The sequence below is a fragment of the Haladaptatus sp. R4 genome (assembly GCF_001625445.1).
In the GTDB taxonomy this organism is placed as follows: Archaea; Halobacteriota; Halobacteria; order Halobacteriales; family Haladaptataceae; genus Haladaptatus.
The window spans coordinates 69,832-91,080 of the sequence record NZ_LWHG01000030.1; the positions used below are offsets into that span (position 1 = coordinate 69,832).

19 protein-coding genes and 1 pseudogene are annotated in these 21,249 nt (G+C 49.2%); 11 read left to right on the forward strand and 9 right to left on the reverse strand.

Translation table 11 applies throughout. The features are described from left to right. Positions 1-16: 16 nt before the first annotated feature. On the reverse strand, positions 17-652 hold the full coding sequence (locus A4G99_RS19895) for a winged helix-turn-helix domain-containing protein (RefSeq protein WP_223302053.1): 636 nt from the start codon (positions 650-652) through the stop codon (positions 17-19). A gap of 999 nt (positions 653-1,651) precedes the next feature. Between A4G99_RS19895 and A4G99_RS19900 the strand changes: the two genes are divergently transcribed. Together A4G99_RS19900 and A4G99_RS26170 are read left to right on the forward strand one after the other, a co-directional pair. Beyond that, entirely contained in the window at positions 1,652-2,458 is an 807-nt protein-coding gene (locus A4G99_RS19900) for a hypothetical protein (protein ID WP_150123174.1), read from the forward strand. Between the two features lie 37 nt (positions 2,459-2,495). Then, positions 2,496-2,636, forward strand: a complete 141-nt coding sequence (locus A4G99_RS26170) for a hypothetical protein (RefSeq protein WP_190303829.1) — start codon at positions 2,496-2,498, stop codon at positions 2,634-2,636. Between the two features lie 28 nt (positions 2,637-2,664). On the opposite strand, the gene A4G99_RS19905 is transcribed toward A4G99_RS26170, so the two are convergent. The 5 genes from A4G99_RS19905 to A4G99_RS19925 all read right to left on the reverse strand — a co-directional run bounded on the left by A4G99_RS19905 (position 2,665) and on the right by A4G99_RS19925 (position 6,347). After that, the gene (locus A4G99_RS19905; protein ID WP_150123175.1) at positions 2,665-3,036 is read right to left on the reverse strand and encodes a hypothetical protein; all 372 of its coding nucleotides are present in this window, start codon (positions 3,034-3,036) and stop codon (positions 2,665-2,667) included. A 233-nt stretch (positions 3,037-3,269) separates the two neighbouring features. After that, complete coding sequence (locus A4G99_RS19910) at positions 3,270-3,950, reverse strand: DUF4336 domain-containing protein (protein ID WP_066147492.1); 681 nt, start codon at positions 3,948-3,950, stop codon at positions 3,270-3,272. A gap of 234 nt (positions 3,951-4,184) precedes the next feature. Beyond that, the gene (locus tag A4G99_RS19915; protein ID WP_066147494.1) at positions 4,185-4,952 is read right to left on the reverse strand and encodes a TrkA C-terminal domain-containing protein; all 768 of its coding nucleotides are present in this window, start codon (positions 4,950-4,952) and stop codon (positions 4,185-4,187) included. 133 nt (positions 4,953-5,085) lie between these two features. Beyond that, the gene (locus A4G99_RS24610; protein ID WP_082837949.1) at positions 5,086-5,253 is read right to left on the reverse strand and encodes a DUF1931 domain-containing protein; all 168 of its coding nucleotides are present in this window, start codon (positions 5,251-5,253) and stop codon (positions 5,086-5,088) included. Positions 5,254-5,840: 587 nt separating this feature from the next. Further along, on the reverse strand, positions 5,841-6,347 hold the full coding sequence (locus A4G99_RS19925) for a hypothetical protein (protein WP_066147496.1): 507 nt from the start codon (positions 6,345-6,347) through the stop codon (positions 5,841-5,843). A gap of 263 nt (positions 6,348-6,610) precedes the next feature. Between A4G99_RS19925 and A4G99_RS19930 the strand changes: the two genes are divergently transcribed. From A4G99_RS19930 to A4G99_RS19945, 5 genes are all read left to right on the forward strand, one after another. Then, positions 6,611-6,880 carry a hypothetical protein gene (locus A4G99_RS19930; RefSeq protein WP_066147498.1) on the forward strand — a complete coding sequence of 90 codons (270 nt, stop codon included), beginning with the start codon at positions 6,611-6,613 and terminating at the stop codon, positions 6,878-6,880. A 269-nt stretch (positions 6,881-7,149) separates the two neighbouring features. Next, positions 7,150-7,956, forward strand: a complete 807-nt coding sequence (locus A4G99_RS19935) for a DUF1801 domain-containing protein (RefSeq protein ID WP_066147751.1) — start codon at positions 7,150-7,152, stop codon at positions 7,954-7,956. Between the two features lie 468 nt (positions 7,957-8,424). After that, positions 8,425-8,619: a hypothetical protein gene (locus A4G99_RS19940; protein WP_223302054.1), complete on the forward strand. Its 195-nt coding sequence runs from the start codon at positions 8,425-8,427 to the stop codon at positions 8,617-8,619. 527 nt (positions 8,620-9,146) lie between these two features. Next, positions 9,147-9,581 carry a hypothetical protein gene (locus A4G99_RS25375; RefSeq protein WP_150123176.1) on the forward strand — a complete coding sequence of 145 codons (435 nt, stop codon included), beginning with the start codon at positions 9,147-9,149 and terminating at the stop codon, positions 9,579-9,581. A 34-nt stretch (positions 9,582-9,615) separates the two neighbouring features. Further along, complete coding sequence (locus A4G99_RS19945) at positions 9,616-9,855, forward strand: hypothetical protein (protein WP_066147500.1); 240 nt, start codon at positions 9,616-9,618, stop codon at positions 9,853-9,855. 601 nt (positions 9,856-10,456) lie between these two features. On the opposite strand, the gene A4G99_RS19950 is transcribed toward A4G99_RS19945, so the two are convergent. Next, the gene (locus A4G99_RS19950) at positions 10,457-11,185 is read right to left on the reverse strand and encodes a hypothetical protein (protein ID WP_066147503.1); all 729 of its coding nucleotides are present in this window, start codon (positions 11,183-11,185) and stop codon (positions 10,457-10,459) included. A gap of 742 nt (positions 11,186-11,927) precedes the next feature. On the opposite strand from A4G99_RS19950, the gene A4G99_RS19955 reads away from it, so the two are divergent. The 3 genes and pseudogenes from A4G99_RS19955 (at position 11,928) to A4G99_RS19960 (ending at position 16,373) form a co-directional block, all read left to right on the forward strand. After that, positions 11,928-13,397, forward strand: coding sequence for a HEPN domain-containing protein (locus A4G99_RS19955; RefSeq protein ID WP_066147506.1), 1,470 nt, complete (start codon positions 11,928-11,930; stop codon positions 13,395-13,397). A 370-nt stretch (positions 13,398-13,767) separates the two neighbouring features. Then, positions 13,768-14,919: a hypothetical protein gene (locus A4G99_RS25380; RefSeq protein ID WP_150123177.1), complete on the forward strand. Its 1,152-nt coding sequence runs from the start codon at positions 13,768-13,770 to the stop codon at positions 14,917-14,919. 286 nt (positions 14,920-15,205) lie between these two features. Beyond that, positions 15,206-16,373 (forward strand): annotated as a pseudogene (locus A4G99_RS19960) (ISH3 family transposase). Between the two features lie 499 nt (positions 16,374-16,872). Here A4G99_RS19960 and A4G99_RS19965 read toward each other — a convergent pair. After that, positions 16,873-18,570, reverse strand: coding sequence for a DUF2254 family protein (locus A4G99_RS19965; RefSeq protein WP_082837950.1), 1,698 nt, complete (start codon positions 18,568-18,570; stop codon positions 16,873-16,875). A 636-nt stretch (positions 18,571-19,206) separates the two neighbouring features. Here A4G99_RS19965 and A4G99_RS19970 point away from each other — a divergent pair. Next, entirely contained in the window at positions 19,207-19,701 is a 495-nt protein-coding gene (locus A4G99_RS19970; RefSeq protein WP_066147508.1) for a hypothetical protein, read from the forward strand. Positions 19,702-20,135: 434 nt separating this feature from the next. Here A4G99_RS19970 and A4G99_RS19975 read toward each other — a convergent pair whose 3' ends face one another. Then, positions 20,136-20,441 (reverse strand): hypothetical protein, encoded by a 306-nt coding sequence (locus A4G99_RS19975; RefSeq protein ID WP_150123178.1) that lies wholly within the window; start codon positions 20,439-20,441, stop codon positions 20,136-20,138. Positions 20,442-21,249: the final 808 nt, after the last annotated feature.

Here is a 21,249-nt window from a genome sequence, read left to right on the forward strand (position 1 = left end):
TGCCGTGTGCAGGATTTCAGGTGGTGAAATCCCAAGTTGGGTCGACCGGCGTCGCCTCCTTCCGAACCTGGTCGAAGACAGAGATTGCCCACTCGCGGGCCTCTGTCGCATCGGTATCGATAACCGCCACCAGTGCCCCGGTCTTGACGTCGTGACAGCAAATGCCAGCTCGGTCGTCCACGATACCGAGGCCGCATCGGTCGCCGTCAGGAAGATGATCGTGGACGAGGACAGTCGCATTTTCGCAGGCAACGACCTCCAACATCCGGTCGGGGTTCCAAGTAAACGTCCCCTCCAGAGATTCTGGTGTGAACACGTACTCAAATTGCATTCCATTGAGAATCTCTCGGCAGGCAGTCTCGAGGTTGCTCGACTTGTAGACGATACTGTCGAACCCGCGCATTGACGAGGTCGACGCAATGAGCTGTCCGAGTCGCTCAACGGGTTCGTACGGGTATCCCGGGCCGGGGAATGAGACCACCGCATCGGCGAATAGGTCGACGCTGAACCCCGGCATCTCGTGTGGTAGCCACGGCCAGACATCACGGAGCTTTTGTTCGATCTCCATCGCGTCTCGGAGAGCCAAGAACCGGTCGCCGACATATTCCCCAAGGGGAGTAAGTGCGTACGTCGGGCCATCTCGTCGATCCACTGGCGGTTCTCGAAGTCGGCGAGCACCCGACCAACCGTCGGAGATGAGGCTCCAGTGATCTCGCACAGGTCCCGACGGTCGGTCGATCCATCCATCAATGCTTCGAGGACTCCGACACGGTGGGGCGACCGGGCCAGGAACTCGATGGTGTCGATACCGGTTGCCATACATAGTATAGGTGCTCGGACTGCTTAGCCCTTTTACGTGAACTATCCCACCCTACGCGCTTCGCACGTTGTGGACGAGGCTTCCCGTTTCGATGACGTGCTGTGCAGGAACCGAGATTCAAAATTGGTTTTGAGTCTCTGCTACCGCTTTATGATGAACCAAGAGTATACTCTGTATGCCACCCCTCTCGAGGCGTCTCATCGGTCTCTTGCTTGTCCCCCTCGGAATCGGACTGATGCCTCTGACGTTTTTTACTAGTAGTACTGTGGTGGGATGTGATGGTTTTAACCCCGATTTTTTAGGCATTGAATTCAGTCGAGCCAAGATTACAGGAGTTGATTTGCAAAAGATGGCTGTGTATTGGCACGACGGGTGTAATGGACACACTGGCTCTCTGCTTCTATTTGCTGGTACGCTTTGTCTGGTGATTGCTGGGTTGTTTCTGCTTGTTGGGCCAATGGTACGCCAGACGAAGTGAGGAAGTCATAGGAGTGGTCAGGGTTTGGGAGTAGCTCGATGTTAGTATACAATACTAACATTGGCACCAGCATCAAATCTAGAAGAACAACCGAGTGACGACGAGAGGAGAGGGAGGCGAGTTCATTCAGGAATGGAAGCCAGTAGATGTACTCGGAGTCATGGAACCGCTGGAACCCTATATGACGAGTGAGATTGCGGAGAAGCTTGGGTGGCCACGTCGGACGGCGTATGAGGTTTTAAATGGGTTTGTGGACGATGGCAACAATCGCAAAAAATCCGCTGGTCTATTGCCGTAAGGCGGGACGAATGTCTCCCTGAATATTAAGCCTCTTCTCTGTGTACGAGTCGGTAATGACTCTCGTTCCTTATCATCTCAACGTCGATGGGAACTACTATTCGCTTTCGTATGTTCACCCGTCTGAATCAGAAGCACAAGAGGATCTACAGAGCCGTGATGAACCAGCTGTTCTTCGGCTCCTCGAATTGGACGATGATGTATATGGGGTCTACACGCTTGCAGAAGCGCAAGAAGAGGAGATCGAAGGTCCCGATCTATCAGATTACAGTGCTGACACACGCGATATCGTCGATACTGTCATCAGTCTTTTCGACCAAATTAGCGACGACCAAGAAATTGAGTGGTACAAGCCGCTTGAACCGACGAACATTGCAGATGCCATTGAGGCAGTAACATGGAAGCAATTGATCCCGACTGTCGGCGGGAGTCTTATCTCGGAACTCATTCGGTCCCACGGCCTTCCGAATGCGAACCATCGAACGTCGATCGCATTTTTCGAATTGTACGCACGGACGTTTCACACGTTTTCCGACATTCCACAAACGAATCAAGGAGACGACTGGACAACATGGGCAAATGAGTACATTCGCGACTCAAAGCGAATCCTCACGGTCCGACGGAAAGCAGCCCTCTTTTCGTTTCTTCAGTCGTTGGGCGCTACTGGCGTTCGCAGAAAGAACGATGTTGTTATCTCGTTCGAGACATATCCACTCGATGTTGACGATCCGTGGGCGTACTATGCCGTCGAGCATGACCACGTCTGGAAGGAGTTTGCAACAGACTATCTCCAACGAGCAGGGGCATCGGAGTTGCTTACGCAGAGAGATGATGGGAAACGCGTCTTCGCAAGTCGACTGTGACCCAATCGTTATGGTTCCTCAGTTCCGAATTAGTGGTATGAGCAAGAACGAATCCGCGCACATCGACGCTCAAGAGTATATCCGGAGCGCCCGTGAGCGGGTTGAAGCGCGAGAAAATGGTGTTGCAGCCGAGAGTCTTTCGGCTGTTGCAGCGCACGTTGCCGATCTTGAAGACTAGCGTTTTCAGCGATACGACTTTGTCTTCGTTATTGTTTTACTGGAGACGACTGAGTGGTATCGGACCGATCAACATCGCCAGTAAGGGGAATATCGTGTGAACGAAACAGCTCCTTTGCGTGTTCGAACTCTTGTTCGGTGAATGTGAAGTATCTGGAAGGCAGTCGAATACGTCGCTTATTGATCTGATCGCCATTTTGGTACTCGATGATAAACCGAGGATGCGTCCACCACGAGCCTTCGATCACCTCAACGGCAGTAATCGAATCAAGAGGGAGTTGATTGACTCGTCGGAATCCCCGGAGATGATCCACGACATAGGCGAGAACGACGATAATCACAAAGAACCCCAAAAAGTACGCAAAGGACTCTCGTCTTTCGAAGAGGATGAAATTGGCCATCCAAACGACGTAGACAATCATCAGAGCGGTGAGAACGAGTCCGCGGGTCGAGGCCTTCGCTTCCTCATAGTAGTGTTTCAATTGGTCAGTGTAGCTCTCCTCGAGTCGCAGCTCACTTTCGGAGAAAAAACACCTCCCTCGTTTCGTCCTGAAACTCTCCACAGCAGACCACTACAAGCACTAAGTAGAAATATTTAGAGGTCAACCATTATGCAGAATTCGAAGATACTCGTTCAGTAAAGCCAATTAAACGCCGCACGAAATCTTCGCTTTGGATTGTGCTCGACAACGTTGCCGTGACCGACAATAACTCGTTCGAAGTCCCACTCAAGGATCCGGTCGATTGAGTGGCGTGCTGCGGCCTCATTCTTCATCATGTGCTGAAGATCGAGGGGGACAGATAGATCACCATACATGCCGAGAAGCTGTGTGGCAAGCCTTGTTTTGAGCGGAGTTTTCGGCCCGAGATTGTAGCAGATATCACCGATGATCAGTGTCTTGCTTGGTCGATGAAAGAATTCGATTTCGGTAATCCAAAAGGCGCCAAGGAACGCCGCCTGGTCGATGACATCACCCCAGCGTTCGTCAGGGGTGCTACCAAGAAGACCATCGAATACAAGATCTGTACGGCGACGATCAAGGCCAGGTGCAGCGAATAACTCAGCGTCTGGAAATGCATATTTGTAGTCTTCCATGTGGAGATGACCGTGGAGTTTACTCGATGGTGTCACATATCTCACTGTCCCGAGATCGTTCAGTGCCGCAATTCGGTCATCGGATAATGACGCTGGAGAGTTAACGAATAAATCACCATTCGGAAGCCGGACAACAACCATATTCCGACCGATCTGGAGCCCGTAGAATGATAACGGTTCTGAGAGAACGAATATGTTTGAAGCCAGCTCGGTGAACATATCCTGTAATCGGTGCAGCGATAGAAAGAGATTCGGTACAAATAGGAGTCAGTTCGCTTATTCCGTTCATCGTTTGTTCCGGTCGGTTTTTGCCCTTGATCGGGATTTCACGACACTCGGGCTGACTCGTGTGCCTGCGGATATCCACTTTCCAGAGTGAGTTTGGTCTGGAGTCCGAGAAAGGCTCTCGCTGGATGATTTATTGGTGAGTATTGTGTGTCGTGCAGACAGTAATTAGGCTTCACTCTCGGTATCTTGTTCCTGTACTTCGAGTTGTTGTTCGTGATCTTCGATTCCCGCTTCATGTGCCTGGGTGTCGTCGGCATCACGCTCCGATAGTTCCTGCAAGCGATGTTCTTGTCCATACAGAACAACCGTGTCGCCGGGGCGAATTTCGGTATCCGGCCCTGGTGCCCCGATGTATGAGCCATCAGCACGATCAATCGCGAGCACACGAACCCCTTCGGCTGGGAGATCCAATTCGGCTAAGGTACCGCTAGTCAGCCATTCGTCTGTTTCTGTATCGAGCTCAGCAACCCGATAGTCGTCTTGGAGCCCGAGTACTTGGGTGTAATCTCGGAGTTCGAGATCAGTCGTCCGGCTAAGTGCTCGTTCGATAAGAGGAGTGACAAGGTGGTTGAGCCATTGACTTCGGGCGAGTAGGATCAGAAGGACTGCCCCACTGATGATATAGATGAGCCCAGTGAGATTTCCACCGCTCGCGTTCGTGAACGAGAGAACGAGTGAGGCGATGGCACTCACGAGACCGAGGCTTCCGAAGCGGATGAGTTGTTTGGCGATATGACGTCGTCCAGGTGTCGCGGTGATCACTTCTGATTCTTCGGTCGTAAATCCCGCGCCCGAAAATGCAGAGGCGGCTTGGAAGGATGCAATGTCGGGTGACACGCCGGTCATCCGAAGGGCAATTGAACCGATTCGAATGATCAGCAGGGCAAGTGCGAACGTGAGCAACAGTGAGAGGATGGGGTAAATGGCAGCCATACCCTCCGCTAATATACGTGCACGAGCTTTGACCTCATGGCCGATTGAACGGGTTGTTCATCACTTGAGAATGTGGGTTCTGTGCGTAGCAACGAACACAAACAGGATTGGCGCCAAAAGAGGCGATGAATCGCTACAAATCGCGTGCTTGGACGGTTTTTCGATCGTTTTCTTCGGCTCGGCGGGCGGCATTGTCGAGGACTTCTGCGACCTCTTCATCAAGTGCATCGTAGAAGTCGCTGGCCACATTCTGTCCTTCGAGCTGGTCTTTCACTGCGGATTTGACAATCAAATCAGCCATACAAGCGTTCAGACGGTAGAATACTACAAAAAGACAGCGGTAAAATAGTCGGAAGAGGACCAGTAATTCGGATCACTGATGACGATGTTCTTCGGGTGATTCGTGAATCCGAGTTTCCAGTGGTGACTGTTCGATAGGTTGCAGATATAGTCGAGAATGTCGCGGCCGGATATCGTGTACGATAAATAAACAGTATATATACAAATAAACCTCGCTTTAATTGCACAAGTACGCAGCCAAAAAAACTGATTCAATCGGGAGGTATACAACCGTTTGTCGGGGCAATCACCCTATGGGTGTGGTTGAAGTGGTTAGCTCTTTCCCGACACCCGTGAGAAGCGTTCATGTGCACCCAATAATCCTCACGGGTTTTCGATACTGACATCTTCTATGCCGAGTGGAATTGCGGCGGAGCTCGAGGGTCATATTATACAGCGGATCTGGTTGTGAATAGGCCTGCAGACGATGATGAGATTCGCAAAAAAGAAGCTCGAAGCGCATCGGGTAATATGAACTCTGTCGGAGTTGCGGTCTGACAGTAAGAACACGTTTGAAGTGGTGTAAGGGATTCGAGAGTGGCGATTAACTCATTCTATATTCAAGGGGATGTCGTTCCTTCGAAAGATATCAACCGCTCGCTTTCGCTCTTCATCCATATGCGGAAGGAACGTGAGAGGAACAGTCTTTGTGGTCCCGTCGTCCCGGTAGTGAATCTGAATTGAATGAGTGAAAATCACCTTCTTCACTGTAACACCTGAGATCACTTCGATTGGGATGGTCCGTTCTGAGCTAAGAGATCCCCTAATCGTCGGCGGGTTCTTTATCATTCCAAACAGAACGAGCGGGAGTGCAAGAAGCAGAATTAGAAGAACGAGTTGCCCAAATAATTTGCTCACTTTTAGTAAATCAGCTACTGTGAAGTGACCACTTCCAATGATAGCAATTCCCATCAATCCAAAACCAATGAAGAGGAGAATAAACCACCACTTCTCATATTGAATTCCTCGAATAATCCACGTCCTCCAGCGCTGTTCAATGAGAAGTGAACCATCGGTAAGAGTGCAGGTCCCTTTGTCCGTTTTGAAATACTGCATTGATCAAAAATAGGAGATAGAAGTAATATCTGTTGTGTATCGGAAAATAGAACGATAATAGACTTACTTGCGGGATACCGGTTAAATCACGGCATCGCAGACTATTACTAGAGTAGTTTCTCTGTACCAAGAATAGATTTACCGGCAGAAAGCGATACAGCATCTATGGTCACCACAGATGTCGACATCCTTGAGAAACATAACACTGACCTACTTGAGGGCCTCCGCGAAATCGTGTATCCAGATACAGGTGAGGACGAAGAATGAGTTTCACATGCCCGTGCATCGAGGCTATCAAAGAAACGCCGTGGTTCCAACCACTCACGTTAATCGGCGCAACGGGGTGGTTCCTTGGCAGGGTCGCGGACTGGTACGGTCACATCCAACTCGGCGCAGGACTCGATATCATCGGGTTGTTCGCCTTGTTTGGTGCGGGATTTCTTGCACTCAAAACGCTCGAGCACTTCGATCTCAATGAGTATCTCGAATCACATCCGGAATCGCTACACGAGTCCACATCGGAAACACAGTAGGACGAGCAGGGGCGATTTGCGGAGCAAACGACTGAGGACGCTGTTCTGACGGCGATGCGCGAGTCAGAGTTTCCGGCGGTGACCGCTCGGTGGGGTGCAGATGCGGTTAGGATGAAACAGTGGTAGTTCAACAATGGTTCGAGAAATTCTTATGCGATGATCCGTTTCGAGAGGCGTGCTGAATACAGAGCGCGTATCTTACACTGCTGATCGGACGATAGCGACATACCAAGAAAATATTGATACTTCAATACCACATCTTAGTGAGTATGAGCGTGTCCACCCCACTTACGGCTCAGCGGGTCAACGAACTCGTGATGGCGAACCGAGCAATCAGAGCACCCTATTACCAGACCGACCACGACGAGGGGGTTCAATTCACGGAGTTGGATAGGGGACTCCAATGGGGTGCCGACGCTATTCCAGCCTTGATAGGTCTGTTCCGGGTTGAGCAAGACACCCGAGACAACCACCCTGATGGCTGGGTTGGCTTCGCTCGTCACTGGCGGGGAGATACGTTGCGGATGGACTTTGACCTGGTTTCTGGATCCGAAGAACCAGACTCAATCTTGGTCGTGACCGCGATAGCAGGCCGAGAGGGGAAGAAAACCATCGTGGACGAAGACTTCCGAGAAATCGAGCTGTCGGACCAGATTCCGACGCAGGAAGAATGGGAGGAACGGCGTAAACGGTACCAGGCGGCACGGAGGAATGATGATACTGATGGATCCTCAGCGGTGAAGGCATACATTGCAGCGCTGCCGGGGTGGAAGCGTGAGATTGCGACACGATTCGACGAGATCATCCAACGTGAAGTGCCCGATGTGCGCCGTGCCGTGAGGTACCACCAGCCGTTCTATGGCGTCGAGGACCAGGGATGGTTCGCGTCATTCAGTGCGTTCTCGAAACACGTGAAACTGTCATTCGTGTGTGAATCGTATCTTGAACCAGAGCCGCCTAGCGGGACAGCTCCGGTGAGACAGGCCCTAGACCTGAAGAAGACAGACACACTAAACGAGGAGCAGGTCGCTTCCTGGGTCCGGCAAGCTGCCGCCGATCCGGGGATGGGGTGGTGAAGAAGTCCGTGTTTATGTGATGGTCGTGGGTGTTCCGGTAGACGTGATGCGGGCAGGTGCAGGCCAGCAGTTCGTACGTCACATCGTCGATGGAGACGGTGTACTGGTGGTCTGCGGAGTTCTCGTGGCTTTCGTTGGTGATGTCGATGAGTCCGGGGCATCGACATCGAAGGCAAATTGTTCGGCCTGTGCGCGTTTCTGTGCCGTCTCGTCAGCTTCAAGTCCACTAGGCGTTTTCGTTGACATGGTCTTTCCAGAGTGGTATTTGGAAGACCGGTGCCGGGTGTTGGCGCACCCGGCGCGTTTCTACACGCCCGAGAGCACCGTTCTTCCTACGCTAAACTATGCACTAATGCATAGTAAAGCTACCGACTTTGCATTAGTGCATATGATTGAAGTAGGCAGAGGTGCATAGATTGAACTATGTTGAATCAGAAACCGCATGCAATGAGTCGATATCGAGCGATCATGACGGAGACCGATCGAGAGCATATCAGCGGTGAAAGCGATCCCTCGAACCAACAGCGTGATCAGGCCGTCTATCGGGTGAGTAAGCGAATTACTGAAGAGCTTCCGAAGGATATTGCTGTGCTTGCCGAGCATCGACCCGATAAACTCGAAGAGCTCCGGGAGATCGTCTGTGAAGAGAGTAAGCCGGTATGAGCGATTTCAAGGCGGTCAGAGAATGCAAGAAGAGTCGTGCATCAATCGTTGAGTGTCCTGTGTGTGGTGGAGAGTACAAATCGTAGGGAGTCAAACAGCATTGGTGTGCAATGCACGATGAAGTGATTCTCCGACCGTGGTGGTCAACAGTTGATGAAACGGAGCGACGAGGGCCACGATACGTCTGGGCTCGGCGGCAAGTGGTTGCACGAGATGACAATCAAATACCAGCGGTGTGGACGGAGTGAGGATGGAGTTAGAATCTCGACATAGATTTGTAAAAATTATTAGGACGCCGCTGCAATTTTATGACAGCGAGACAATTCAATATACGCTTTTATGGACAACGACAAATTTTCATATGATGCAGACAAGTATAGTCATATATGTTATGTTTAAGTTTGGATATAGTAGAGGCAATTAAAAGTCAGCGAAAATCAATATTAATTACTCCGTCTTTAATATTCGGATATTTGTATTATATATCTGGTAGTACACAGTTATTGTTATTTTGTATTGGATGGATTATGATGCTGTCCTTGTATTTTGGGCTTCAAAATTCCATCTTTTTTCCCAGAATATCTAGTGAATCAGGGGAACTGCTTGCTTATCACATAGAACGTAATTTCGGGTTTATTATTTCATTTATATATGAAGCGATTATAGCTCCACTGACAATAATCGTTACCTACAAAAGTCTTTTTGGTGAAATGCCACCAATACTTTTTGAATATATTAGATTGCTTCCGATATTACCAAAAATCATCCCAGAATCTCCATCAGCAATAAACGATCCAGTATTATTAATTTTATTCTGTGTACAAATATCTGTATTCACATTTGTGGCAGGGCCAATTTTATTTTTGATTACAATGAATACTATCGAAGCCATTCTTACACCTATACTTAGTTTTCTCGCGGATAAAATAGTAGACCTGACAATAAAAATGCAGAGGAGATAGCCATTTTTGGACAGCGCCATCCAAACTCACCTAAATGACAGAGAACGATGAGAGGCCACGCAATGAGAGCGGGGAATATGTCCAAGAGCACACTGAAGAGGCCGTCTTAGAGGTCATGCAGCCACTCGAACCCTACATGACGAGCGAGATCGCGGACGAGCTTGGGTGGTCACGACGGTCGGCGTATAACGTTCTCACTCGGCTCCATGAGAGCGACGAAATTCGCAAGAAGAAGCCCGAGGCGCGTCGTGTGATCTGGATTCGGCCAGAGTGAGCCTAAGAAATCAATAAAAGATAATTATATAGTGGTGAGAAGTTTAGTAATTGACAATGGTAGAAATTACGAAGACAGCGGAAGATATGTACCGCGAATTGGCGTGTATCGAAGAGAACGGAGCTCTGTATACGCTTCAAAAACCTACGCGTTTTGAAGTTCAATACGTAGAGCGTGAATCCCGAAATGGTGGTAGTGACCGTGTAGTCGTTTACCTTCGAAGTCCACCCAGCAATCGATACCCAAAAGGGAAACCATATCGTCTTGTTGTTGATTGTCTTGAGGATCGGTTCGTAATGGAAGAAAAGCGAGATGGTGAAGACTGGAGGACTTTTTCATCGAAATTTGCGGGGTTCCGTTACCGATCACCATCTCACCCGCAAAACGATGAGCCATGGAAGGACCAATAAGTTTGGCAATTGATGTCAAAAGAGAGAATATTTTAGGACGCCAATTGATGTCTCGTGAAACCTCTATTATGAACTCAACAGTTCATATATTCTGTCTTCATTCAATCCAACTAAATTTAATTTTAACTACTTTTTAAGTAAAATAAATATAGATATTGTTGGAGTAGTCGCCAACTCAGAGTTGGAATCACTCAATACCCGAATAATTTCTCTTTCAAATCGGTCCAGTGAGGGAGAATTCTCAAGGATTCAAGCTCATTCGAAATATGGTGTGATACTTCCTCGTAGTCACCATAGATGGGAATGCCACCCAAATCACGCCCGGCCTTTTTATTAGAGTACTCTCTCAGTGTCCCTTCGACTTCGTCGTTGTCTTTGAGTCTGTCTGCCACCAGTTCCAACCGAGTTGGGCCACATATCGTGCAGATATTAGTTAGGAGTTGACTATCAACAGTCTCGATGGCGTGGTCTCGCTTTGATGAAGGAAGGTTATAGCGAACGTCCTCTCGTTGCTGGAGAGTCCGATTGATGAGACGAAGTATGGTGTAGTACGAGCGAATACTCTTCTTGGCCCGCTCAGGCATTCTTGTGAGGGTTCCAGAATTCTTCAATGTCTCGTACCCGGAGATGGCCAACCGAACTGTGTTACGCGTATTAGAATCATCCTCAAACCCATTTCGCTTCTTGAAGATGTCGTGAATCATCATCTCCGTTTCTTTGTCGTTGAGATGGATTTCCGACTGAAACGCCTTTAGTGCGTTCCGCCGGTCACGGTGGTCGTGGTACCAGAACGTAAGTTGGACAGATACTACTGCTGTCAGTAGTGATACAATGATAGGGGGACCTAGTGGAACGAAGAATTCTGAAATAATCCCGTAGATCAGTTGAATGCTGTTAATTATCGTTTCTCCGATACCCATCGGATATTTGGATTCTCAGTATCACATAAACATCTGTCGATACACATGGGACTCCTTAGTTTTCCTTACACGGCCTTGGAGACACGTTTCGTAGAACAAGCCTTGGAACCGGTTTAGACCGTCGTTGCTCCGTCGCCACTTTGGTGGGATCGATCTCCAGGATGTCCCGATCGCGTATCAATCAAACGAGCGCCAACCGATCGAGGAGAAGTGCAGCGAATGACGTCCGTTCTGCTTTGGTCATACCATCTAAAGTATCAACGATCTGTATGTTAACGCTGTCTGGTAATAGTCGTCTTCGCCAACGAGAACTTCAGAGTAGAGGTCGTGGAACAGAGAGTCCCCCAGTGGCCCGTTGGATGTTGTGATGGCCGAATTGCTGGAAAACGTCGCCAAAATACCTTTCGAATTGGGCGGTCCCGTAAGATCTGAATAAACCACCACCCCCTACTTCTGGACGATGTATCGAACGACGGACTTCAAATCCTGTGTGCCAACAATTGAGTCGAGTGCGACACGACCGTTGTATTCTTCTGCAATCGCGTTTACGTCCCAGTCGAAGCTATCGGTGAGAATACCATAGTTTTAACCAGCGGAACCAAGGTAGCCGAGGAGTTCAGTTTCCGCCGTAGTGACCTGGGTATTTTCGAATGTACTGCTAGATGTTTGCTTTCTGCTCCGGTGCGCATCGCTCCAGTAGTTACAAGACCATCTATAGGAAATATTACTGGAGCCTATCAAGATGTTTGACAAGATAAAGACGGCGACCGATTCCGAAGTGCACGAAGTCCTTGGCCATTACATGACAAAGGACATATCCCTGATCGAGGCAGCGATAGAACTCTCCGCTGCACCGGAAACCCTTCGCGAAATTCTAGATTACCATGACATTGACGTTAGAGAGCCGACAAAGGAAGAGCTTGTGCAAGACGCTGCTGAGTGTTTAGAACCCTCGAAGCACGGAGACGGATATCAATACAGCTCCACTGACGAAGGGCAACTCGAAGAAACAGTGAGTGCCATCATTGAGCGGATTAACGTTGAACTAGACCAGTTTCAACTAAGCGAGGGAGGTCTACGAAGGCAAATCAAGGGAGCTATCTGGGAAGCGAAAACGGGTGACGGTGATACTGCTGATGTATTCTGGTCAGAGATGGATGACATCCATCGCTATCTTGGGACACAAGACCGGTCTACATACAATATCGTATTTCCGCTCAACGTGATATACGACGATATTGAGCACCCCGACGAATACCGAGTTCTCGGCGAGACGGTAGAGGCCCTCACAGATGATGTGTGGGAAACGTGTTCTAACTGGGCGTATGATTGTGAGAAAGAAAAGGCCGAAAAATCGGATGTGATTGGCGACAGAAATAAGCTCGAAGAATGGTTTAAGGATTCGCCAAATCAGCTCGATCGAGGTGGTCAAACGTACTGGATGGTCGAGATTGAGGCACTAGATAACGAATACGCAACTGACAGATGTATAGCGGTTCTCAGATTTCTGCTTGGTCGGATCAATTTCGCACTTAGCCGTAACCAGCTTGAGGGAATGCAGATGAATAGCAGTATCTGGAACACGAGGTGGATGGATTTACGGTTGCCGTTTGTCTACCTTATCTTCGAAGATAACAAGTACTCTCATTTCTCCTATAGTAGGGATCCAACTCCGCGTAAATCGGTGAAACTATTCGGACACAAGGCTGACCGATATGACAACTATCTTGATGACATCCCGCCTTTGAGCGATAATCGAGATACAATGGAGAACCGGCTTGTCAAAGCCGTCCACTCGTTCCAGGATGCAGTAACTGATACGGAAGCCGAGGACGCGTTTCTTAACTATTGGCGGGCAGCTGAAAGTCTGACTCTTACTTCAGAGACCGATACAACGTCAACAGTTGTTCAACGTGCTAGAACAGTTGCCAGAACATCGAATGTAGTCAGTCAGTCGAAAATCTGCGAGAAACGAAATAAGTTGGTTCATGAGGGCGAGTCGGTGGAGATCACGACAGATGATACAAATACAGTAAAGGACATGGTTGAGGCGCTTATTATCCTCTACGTGAACAAATCTTCGGATTGGTCGCATGACGACTTCCTCTTTTTCTTTGAGCACGGGGATAAGAGTGATGCTGCACTTGGTCATCTCAAAGAAGAACGCCTGTCTAATATTGACATGATTGAGGAAATTCTCCAGAGGAACTGAGGACGGGACGGTTACATTCTTTGAAATCCGACAGTACATCTTCAGGTCAATCTGTACGCGAAACCCTCCGTAGCCACATTAACGTACCTAAATCGGTCGATTCACAGTATTCATCTGTTCCACACTTCTCTCTTTAACTGCTACCATCTGAATCACACTCGATTCCAACAAGATGTACCACCGCGCGTGGTTGACGATTGAGCGAACGTCTCACACTATTCTCGGCCAGCACTACGACCAGTGCTAAGCGCAAGAGGATAAGCAATAATGGAGTTTTCTTGATGAAGCGTGAGTTTAGGCCCTGTTTCCGAGGTACGAATTCATCCTCTGAACCCATTATATTTTTAACATTTGGGTTATTTGTTTATATATGGTCAAAATTGGGCTTGGTAATGTTCTAGCTGCTTTCATTGGTGCAGTTGCAGCCCTATCGGTAGCCTATTTACGTGTGGTACTCGAAAAGAACAAAAAAAGAGAAAAGCTTCGTAATGCACTTTTAGCGGAACTTCAGTCTACAAACCGGTTGGACGTGGCCTTAGATATGCTTAATAGCAGTACAGGAGTTTATTTTTATATCCATCATGATTTCATTCCCACTTCTACGTATGAGTCTAACCTAAGTGATATTGGACTACTTTCAGAGGATGAAATTGAACCAGTTATATCATATTATAGTGATGCTCTAATTACAAAGCAAGAAAGACGAGCGTGTGAAAAGATAGTAGAGGCAGACAGAGATTTGCATCAAGAGACCTCTGCAATCGATTCATTTAAAAATTCAGTAAAAATACTCCAGGGTTTAAGGGAGACCGCTATCAAGGCTTTAGAAAAAGAGTTAGACAAAGCCATAGAGGATGATGAAAAAGAAACACCTGAAACTCCACATTGGTTAGAACATCAGGGAGTACGTTTGAAAGAATACATAAAGTCCCCATTCGTTAAGCAACAGGCAAAATTGTCAACATCAACACTCAATACATTACGAAAAACTATCTTCGTTCTATTGCTTTTTAGCGGGCTGATAGCAACGATCTCTGGCATGTTAATAGATAAGAACATACTTGTAATCGTCGGCGGAATTTTATTTATAATTTGGGGCAATTATGTAGTCTGGATCTATAATAGCTACCGAAAATATCCAATCAGATCTTTTTCTTGGAGAACTAAGTTCTTAGCGGATAGCGTTTTTCTCATAGTATTGCTTACTGTGCTCACCCTTGCTGATGCCACATATATCGAGTCAAATTCCGCAGCAGTAGGTGGATTTGCGCTTTATTTGATTCTCAAAGATGTGTTTGAACTGTATTTTTCTGAACGAACTAGTTTTTCGTCAAGCTGGAAGAAAAAATGGGTTCAGCCCCTCAGTCATATACTAGGGGTTGTTACAGGGATAATAGCAGCGATATCCTCACAGTCCATTCAATTAATATTTTGGATTATAATTTCACAATTAGTTGTGTTTATTACAGCTGCTTCTCCAACATTTGCAGCTGTTCGGGATAAATACTATAAATTACAATAGTTATCGACTTTGACCAGAATATAGAGATGTTATTGAATCTGTTAAGTCGGGTAGGGAAAGGACAAGTGGAAAAGAAGTAAGTGTCTTACAGGATCCCCTAAGGGGCTCAGAACAGCACGAGATTAGATACCAGAATATTTTAATTATTTTACATACATATAAGGGAATTTTTAGAAGCGACCAGTTTAATGGGATTTGTAGAAGAAAATTATGATGAGATATTGATAGATAATGAGATTCAGTACATCACAAAGCCGGTTAGTTGAGACGTCTGCTTGCAGAAGGTGTGTCTAAAACCAAGCAAGCAGACAATGAAATCCACGAAGACCAGGTCCTTAACTTCCTCGTCAACTCCCTTGACGAGGAAGTTGCTCTCTCCCTCGCTGAAAACGCCAAACTCGACGCTGAAGACATCTACGAGGTCCTCGCCGGCGCGTGCGCCGACGGGACCTCGGTCTCGACGCTTTGTGAGAACAGCGAAGATGCACCTCACGAAAACTCAGTTCTCTACCATCTTCGCACCAAGTTTGACCTAGAGACGCTCGAACAAGTTGGTAACACGCTCCTCCAGAAGGACGTTCTCGACGTCCCCCCTGAGCAGGTGGAGGTCGTCGCTGACCTCTACCTGCGGCCCTACTATGGCGACGAAGACGACACGGACGGTCTCTATCACTCGCAAGCGAAGCGTGGAACCACTGCGTTCCACGCCTACGCCACACTCTACGCGCGTGTGAAGAACAAACGCTACACATTGGCGGTGTCGCCGTCGGTAAGACGGCGCACCGCCAGCAGCGTCCTCGCCGAGTTTCTTGGCATCCTTGACGGCCTTGACCTCGGTGTCAAGGCACGTCTACCTTGACCGCGAATTCTACGATAGCAAGTGTTTGACGCTGCTTCAGGCACACAACCACGCCTACGTTATGCCGATCGTCCGCTGGGGACGGACGATCAAGCAAAAACTCTCGGAAGGCTGGAGTCGCGTGATTCACCACAGTCTGACGGCGAAACTTCGACGGTCCAGCTGTGACCGTCGAGTTTCCCGTCTACATCGACTGTACCTACCAGAACGGGCGGTGCGATGAACACGGCGTGGCGCGTCACGGCTACGCCGCTGACGCGCCGTTTATCGACACACCACAAGACGCTCGATACCACTACGCGAAACGCTTCGGTATCGAGGCCAGCTATCGACTCTCCGAGCAAAGTATTGCGACGACCTCAACACAAAATCCCGTCGTACGGCTGTTGTACGTCGTGGTGAGCTTACTGTTACAGAACGTCTGGCGGTTTCTGCATTGGGAGTACGTGGCGACGCCCGCCGCGGGGGGCGTCGCCTCTGGCAATGGTCGTTCAAGGAGTTCATTAATATGGTCCGACGGGCAGCGTGGATGGCCCTCGCGACGCGTCGGGCCGTCCCCGCGAACCGACCACCGGACGACCGGTTTACCCGGTGACTCTCGATCAGGCTAGCCTGCGGTTTGAGTGCCGACGCTGTCGCGTCGGCGGCGGTCTGCCGCCGACAGCGACGGCTCTCCGTCGATTCGTCCATGATTCTCTCGTCGAGACCGTCAGTGCAATCGCTCCAAGACAGAACTCAGGCTTCAGAAACAGTTAGCCGAGGATGCTTTGTGAGGTACTGAGTTTGGGTTTAAATTTTAGATTAGTTGATAGAAATCTCGTCCATCCTGAACCAAATGTCAAGTATGCACGATCACAACTACTGAACAAAATTCAGGTTCCCCCTGTTGGAACTGCAGTGATACCAATCCGTGGAATCATTCCTGAGAAGGGGGGGGGTATTCAAATGGGAGAATATAACCTCAAAAGGGTGCAAGAGTTTGAGTATCGTCCTGCTCTTGGATTCATACAAGCGACAATAAAGGACGATCCCTTGCTGTGTTCCGGATGACCATGTTTATCGCTCCGCACAAATTAGCCAGAGAAACATTATCCTTAATATTCATCATCAGAAGAGCTAACAAACCCCCCTGAGCCAAATACAAACACTTGATCTGAAACCCATTCACGAAATGTGATCTCGGCATCCGGAATCACTGGAACTTGGATACCTGTTAGCGGCATTTCAACAGGGTTAGCACCTCCCGGTTTGAGTTCAATAGGAGAGCTGGGATCTAGGCTCTCATCTTTGATTTTAGCCACTGTTTTCTGCCCTATCTTCTCCGAGACTCGGTGTCGGCTGTGCGGGTTGAAGCCTTTCATGACGTGATCTGGTGAAATAGCGTCAAGATATTCTAGGTAAAGTACCGTTCCGAACCACAGCTGCTTCATCGAATCCAGATTTGACTGTTCAAGTGTCTCCAGACCCTCTGACCACCCATATGCCACCGATTCCCAATCAACAATTCGCTGTTCCGTCCGCAGTTCATATCGAATCGCTGCCGACGTTATTTCTGCCATGGAGCCGTAACAACTGTTAATCAAACGCGCTACTGGGTGGGCATCTGATCGTTGTAAACGTAGCCATTCATGTATTGGATGATCTTCGAAGGTTGCAGGCACATTGACTGCTTTCATTAACAACTTCGGGAAAAGGAGGATTAAGAGTGAGCTGTATCGGTTGTTCCGGCTGTCCTCTTGGTCCCGCATCATGATAGATGCTGCAGCAACCCATCCCATTAGTCTTGTACCGATAGCTGTGCTATCCCACAGCCCCTCGTCCGCGGCCTTCTTGAGCAATTTTCCAGAAGTATCCATGACTTCGGTTCTGATCCGTTCGTTTTCCGATTTAAATTCAAGTGTATCAATTAAATTGATGTGGCCAGTAATGAGATGCTCAAATGCTCTATCTGAACTGTTCTCTATTGCGGCTTCGCCAATAGTTTTCACTGATTCAGAGACCTGAAGACCAATTTGGGTGAGATCGTTGTACACGGCTTCCTCCACCGTACTTGGTAGCTGATCAGTACAAACTCTCTTTATTGATTGATCTACTGGTGAACCTTCTTTGAATCTATTCATTGTTGAGCATCCGAGCAGAGTAGATACCCTTTCTGCGAGGATATCTAGGCCCAAAGAAGCGCCAGCCCGGTCCTTACTAGTAATGAATGAGTGTATGACAGAGATGAGCGTCAAGAAAGGGTCAGGATTCACGGGATCTTCAGCGGCTTCCTCAATATCTGAAAGCATTGACTCAGGAGTCATACTGTCTTGGATATGGGTCAAAATACCCTCTGGAGTCGTCTTTTTGAGGGTCTCGCTAACGAAGCTGTAGAGAGTAAAAAACGCACCTATCGCGAGCGAAATAGAGATCACAAGTATGAGCGTGAGGACAGAGTCAGATAACTGCCCAAATAGAAAGAGGCCAATAATATTTGAGCTAATCGAAGCTCCGAATATCCCTATAGTTTTCTGGTAAGACTGATCTGCTGCGAAATCCGCAGCCAAGCGTGGAGCATACTGAGAGGTAGACAACTGAACTCCAAGTATAACGACTGAGAAAACAATGGCAAAAATCCCTGTTTGCGCTGTCGCTAAAGTAGTCAAAACAACCTCACCTGAGGCTCTCGGATTATAATTGAAAGTTATTACTGTGACTAAAATGATAAGCGATAAGACAGTAGTTATCATCCATCGATACTTCCAAAAGGTCGATTTTACCATTTGATTGTCGAATAAGAGATCTTTTGACATTAAACCATCTGATAGACCTACGACAAATATCAGTTATAATAGACAAAGTCCAGAGTGCAGTAATTAATTATAGTTGTATCCCGCATTATTTTCATTAATCCGTTTGTTTTCTTGACTATCCCTTAATCGCGAGGATCGCTAACGAATGCGAACTCACGTGTAGGTTCGTGAATAAGCCTGATGTGATTACTCGCTTTGAGAACTTCCAAACGCTGGTAAACGCTATTTCTACTAAAGCCAGTTTCGTCGACAAGCCGTCCCTTTGTGGCAATACCCCATGGTTCGTCACCATTTTTTCCTTCCTTTAGACAGTCAAGAATAGCGCGATCAGTCTTGGTAAGATCATCAGCATCCATGGCTTCGGAATCAAGTTGTTGTGCTAACGCCATAGGCATACTGACATTGCTTGGGCACTTAGAATTGTGTGTTAGATTATTTACTATAGATGTGCAATATGCACAAATTTAAGTGCTTATAGTACGTAGATACAATTACGAAGCGCGGATTGCCATCACAGAAAGGCCGGTGTTGGATCCACCGACCGCGCTTCAGGACCAACTGAAGCATGACTAGCAATACCCTTTCCGTAGAAAAACGCATCGACTACCAACCACCCTGTATCGGAGGACTGGACTAATGGCGTCCTTCGACGAGAAACCCAACGGCGGGCTGCTCTCCCTCGAGGCCCAATTCGGCGAGAAAGTCTTCCACCCCGTCAAACGTCTCGAACCCACACCAGACACCGCCGCCCAGGACCCCGACCAACCCACGTCCACTACCGACGAGCCAATCACCCGCGCGTACCTCGTCGAACTCCGCGTGGGCTTTCAAACCCGAACTAAGACCACAGACCAAGCGCCCTACCTGTACTGCATCTACGCCACGGCCGACTGCCAACGGTTCTTCGAACGCCGTTGCCCGATCGACTACGGCAAAGAGGGCTTCCAGATTCCCGACGATACCGAGACCTATCGCTCGGTCGCCACCACCAAAACGGGCAATCCAAACCTCCCCTCAACACCACCGGGTGAAACCCACACTGAAACCCGCAGGCACTACCAGGAAATCCTCGCTCGGTGCTATGGCATCGACGCCACCACTCATACCACCACAACCGAGGTGCACGCGTAGATGCACCCCACCGAACGCCCTCGTCGAAGAGCGCTAGCTGTCGACACCCGAATTCACGACGATCTGTCTGTGAGTCAGGACGATTCTCTCTCAGAATCGGTCAGTGTGTGCGTAAACTATTTCTCTCTAGTCGAAAACCTGCAACCAAGGCAGAAGAGCCTGAAACGCCAGCGGGCGTGTCCTTATCGACCCAAACGCAGCGATAACGTATCGTACTCCACGAGCACCAGCCACCGGCAACGCCACACCTGGTTCCCACCCATGAAACTCACACCACGGAACCCCAGCAAGCGACGATGCCTCCAGCCCGATCACAACCTCAACAAACACACGACCCTCCACACAACTGACGAGCATCCCGACAACTGGAGGCGTGCATAATGGCCCACGATTGTGAGCCACCGCGCACTCCCACCAACGACCACACCGAGTGGTCACCAGACAACGAAATCACCGAAGCCGACATCAAGGAAACGTTCGAGCAGTGCCCCGATTGTGGCACGTACGTTGTGCAGTGCAATGGCGCACACTCCTGCAAACCAGCCAAACAGTTCCACAGCGTAAACCGGGAGGAACTCGCACACCGCATCGAGACCAACCCCTTCCCTGACGATGATCCGGTCCTCGTCCGCGAACACAAACGGTACAACACCTACGCTTACCACGAACCGGACAGCGACGGGACACCGCTTTGTTCGCTCGGTGCCGATCAGTCGTTTCTCACGCGTCCTCGCGAGCACCGCCCACGAGCAATTCCTTGCACCCTGCCAGCGCTGTCAACGCATTCGCGAAAAACAGGAGGCCGACCAATGACCGACCAGGAGACGGTCCTCGGTCTAGAGTGTACAGACCCGATCCAGATTCACACCCAGCAACGCACGCTCACGGGTGCGTCTATCAGTGTGAACATTCGGAACCCACACTTTCCTGTCGCGGTCCCGAACCCGGTGAGCACGTCCTGTACGTCGCTACGCCGTCGAACGATCTGTACCGCCTGCAGTACCGGTACTACGACGCAATCGAACACACCGAGGCCGATCTCGATCGGTACGGACGCACCCCCTCTGGGAAGTACGCCTGGTTGCGCACCTACGCGACGATCGAGGATATCGTCGATCCGACGGGAGGTGAGCAAGCGTGAGCGAGACACCACGACCGTTGAATCCCCGCGATGCCGACGCCCTCGTTCAACGTCTCTCGCCCGGTAATTGCGTTCGTATCACTACCACGGAGCTGCCACGGACGATTTGCACGGTCAAAGCAACGAACGCACCGACACACTGCGGCCCGCATCTCGTTCTGACGGCTCCACCAATCACGACGACGGCACAGGACGCACCGCATCAAGCCACCTACCACTGCACTAGTCAGTCCAACACTGATTCTGCTATGACTGTTCTCGAGCACCTCCACACGCCTAGTGACACGACATCTCGTTGTATCGGCACGCTCACTACCATCGCCCACCTCCCACGTCTCACAACGTCACCGAAGGATACTACAGTTCCAGTGAAGAAGCACGCCACTGAAGACACCACGATTTCCACT

Coding starts and splice junctions, on each gene's coding strand:
- A4G99_RS19905 (WP_150123175.1), bottom strand. CDS start 3,036: ATGGCCAATTTCATCCTCTTCGAAAGACGAGAGTCCTTTGCGTACTTT.
- A4G99_RS19930 (WP_066147498.1), top strand. CDS start 6,611: ATGAGTTTCACATGCCCGTGCATCGAGGCTATCAAAGAAACGCCGTGG.
- A4G99_RS19950 (WP_066147503.1), bottom strand. CDS start 11,185: ATGGGTATCGGAGAAACGATAATTAACAGCATTCAACTGATCTACGGG.
- A4G99_RS19970 (WP_066147508.1), top strand. CDS start 19,207: ATGGCGTCCTTCGACGAGAAACCCAACGGCGGGCTGCTCTCCCTCGAG.
- A4G99_RS24610 (WP_082837949.1), bottom strand. CDS start 5,253: ATGGCTGATTTGATTGTCAAATCCGCAGTGAAAGACCAGCTCGAAGGA.
- A4G99_RS19915 (WP_066147494.1), bottom strand. CDS start 4,952: ATGGCTGCCATTTACCCCATCCTCTCACTGTTGCTCACGTTCGCACTT.
- A4G99_RS25375 (WP_150123176.1), top strand. CDS start 9,147: ATGATGCTGTCCTTGTATTTTGGGCTTCAAAATTCCATCTTTTTTCCC.
- A4G99_RS25380 (WP_150123177.1), top strand. CDS start 13,768: ATGGTCAAAATTGGGCTTGGTAATGTTCTAGCTGCTTTCATTGGTGCA.
- A4G99_RS19910 (WP_066147492.1), bottom strand. CDS start 3,950: ATGTTCACCGAGCTGGCTTCAAACATATTCGTTCTCTCAGAACCGTTA.
- A4G99_RS19925 (WP_066147496.1), bottom strand. CDS start 6,347: ATGCAGTATTTCAAAACGGACAAAGGGACCTGCACTCTTACCGATGGT.
- A4G99_RS19965 (WP_082837950.1), bottom strand. CDS start 18,570: ATGTCAAAAGATCTCTTATTCGACAATCAAATGGTAAAATCGACCTTT.
- A4G99_RS19935 (WP_066147751.1), top strand. CDS start 7,150: ATGAGCGTGTCCACCCCACTTACGGCTCAGCGGGTCAACGAACTCGTG.
- A4G99_RS19940 (WP_223302054.1), top strand. CDS start 8,425: ATGACGGAGACCGATCGAGAGCATATCAGCGGTGAAAGCGATCCCTCG.
- A4G99_RS19900 (WP_150123174.1), top strand. CDS start 1,652: ATGACTCTCGTTCCTTATCATCTCAACGTCGATGGGAACTACTATTCG.
- A4G99_RS19945 (WP_066147500.1), top strand. CDS start 9,616: ATGACAGAGAACGATGAGAGGCCACGCAATGAGAGCGGGGAATATGTC.
- A4G99_RS26170 (WP_190303829.1), top strand. CDS start 2,496: ATGAGCAAGAACGAATCCGCGCACATCGACGCTCAAGAGTATATCCGG.
- A4G99_RS19955 (WP_066147506.1), top strand. CDS start 11,928: ATGTTTGACAAGATAAAGACGGCGACCGATTCCGAAGTGCACGAAGTC.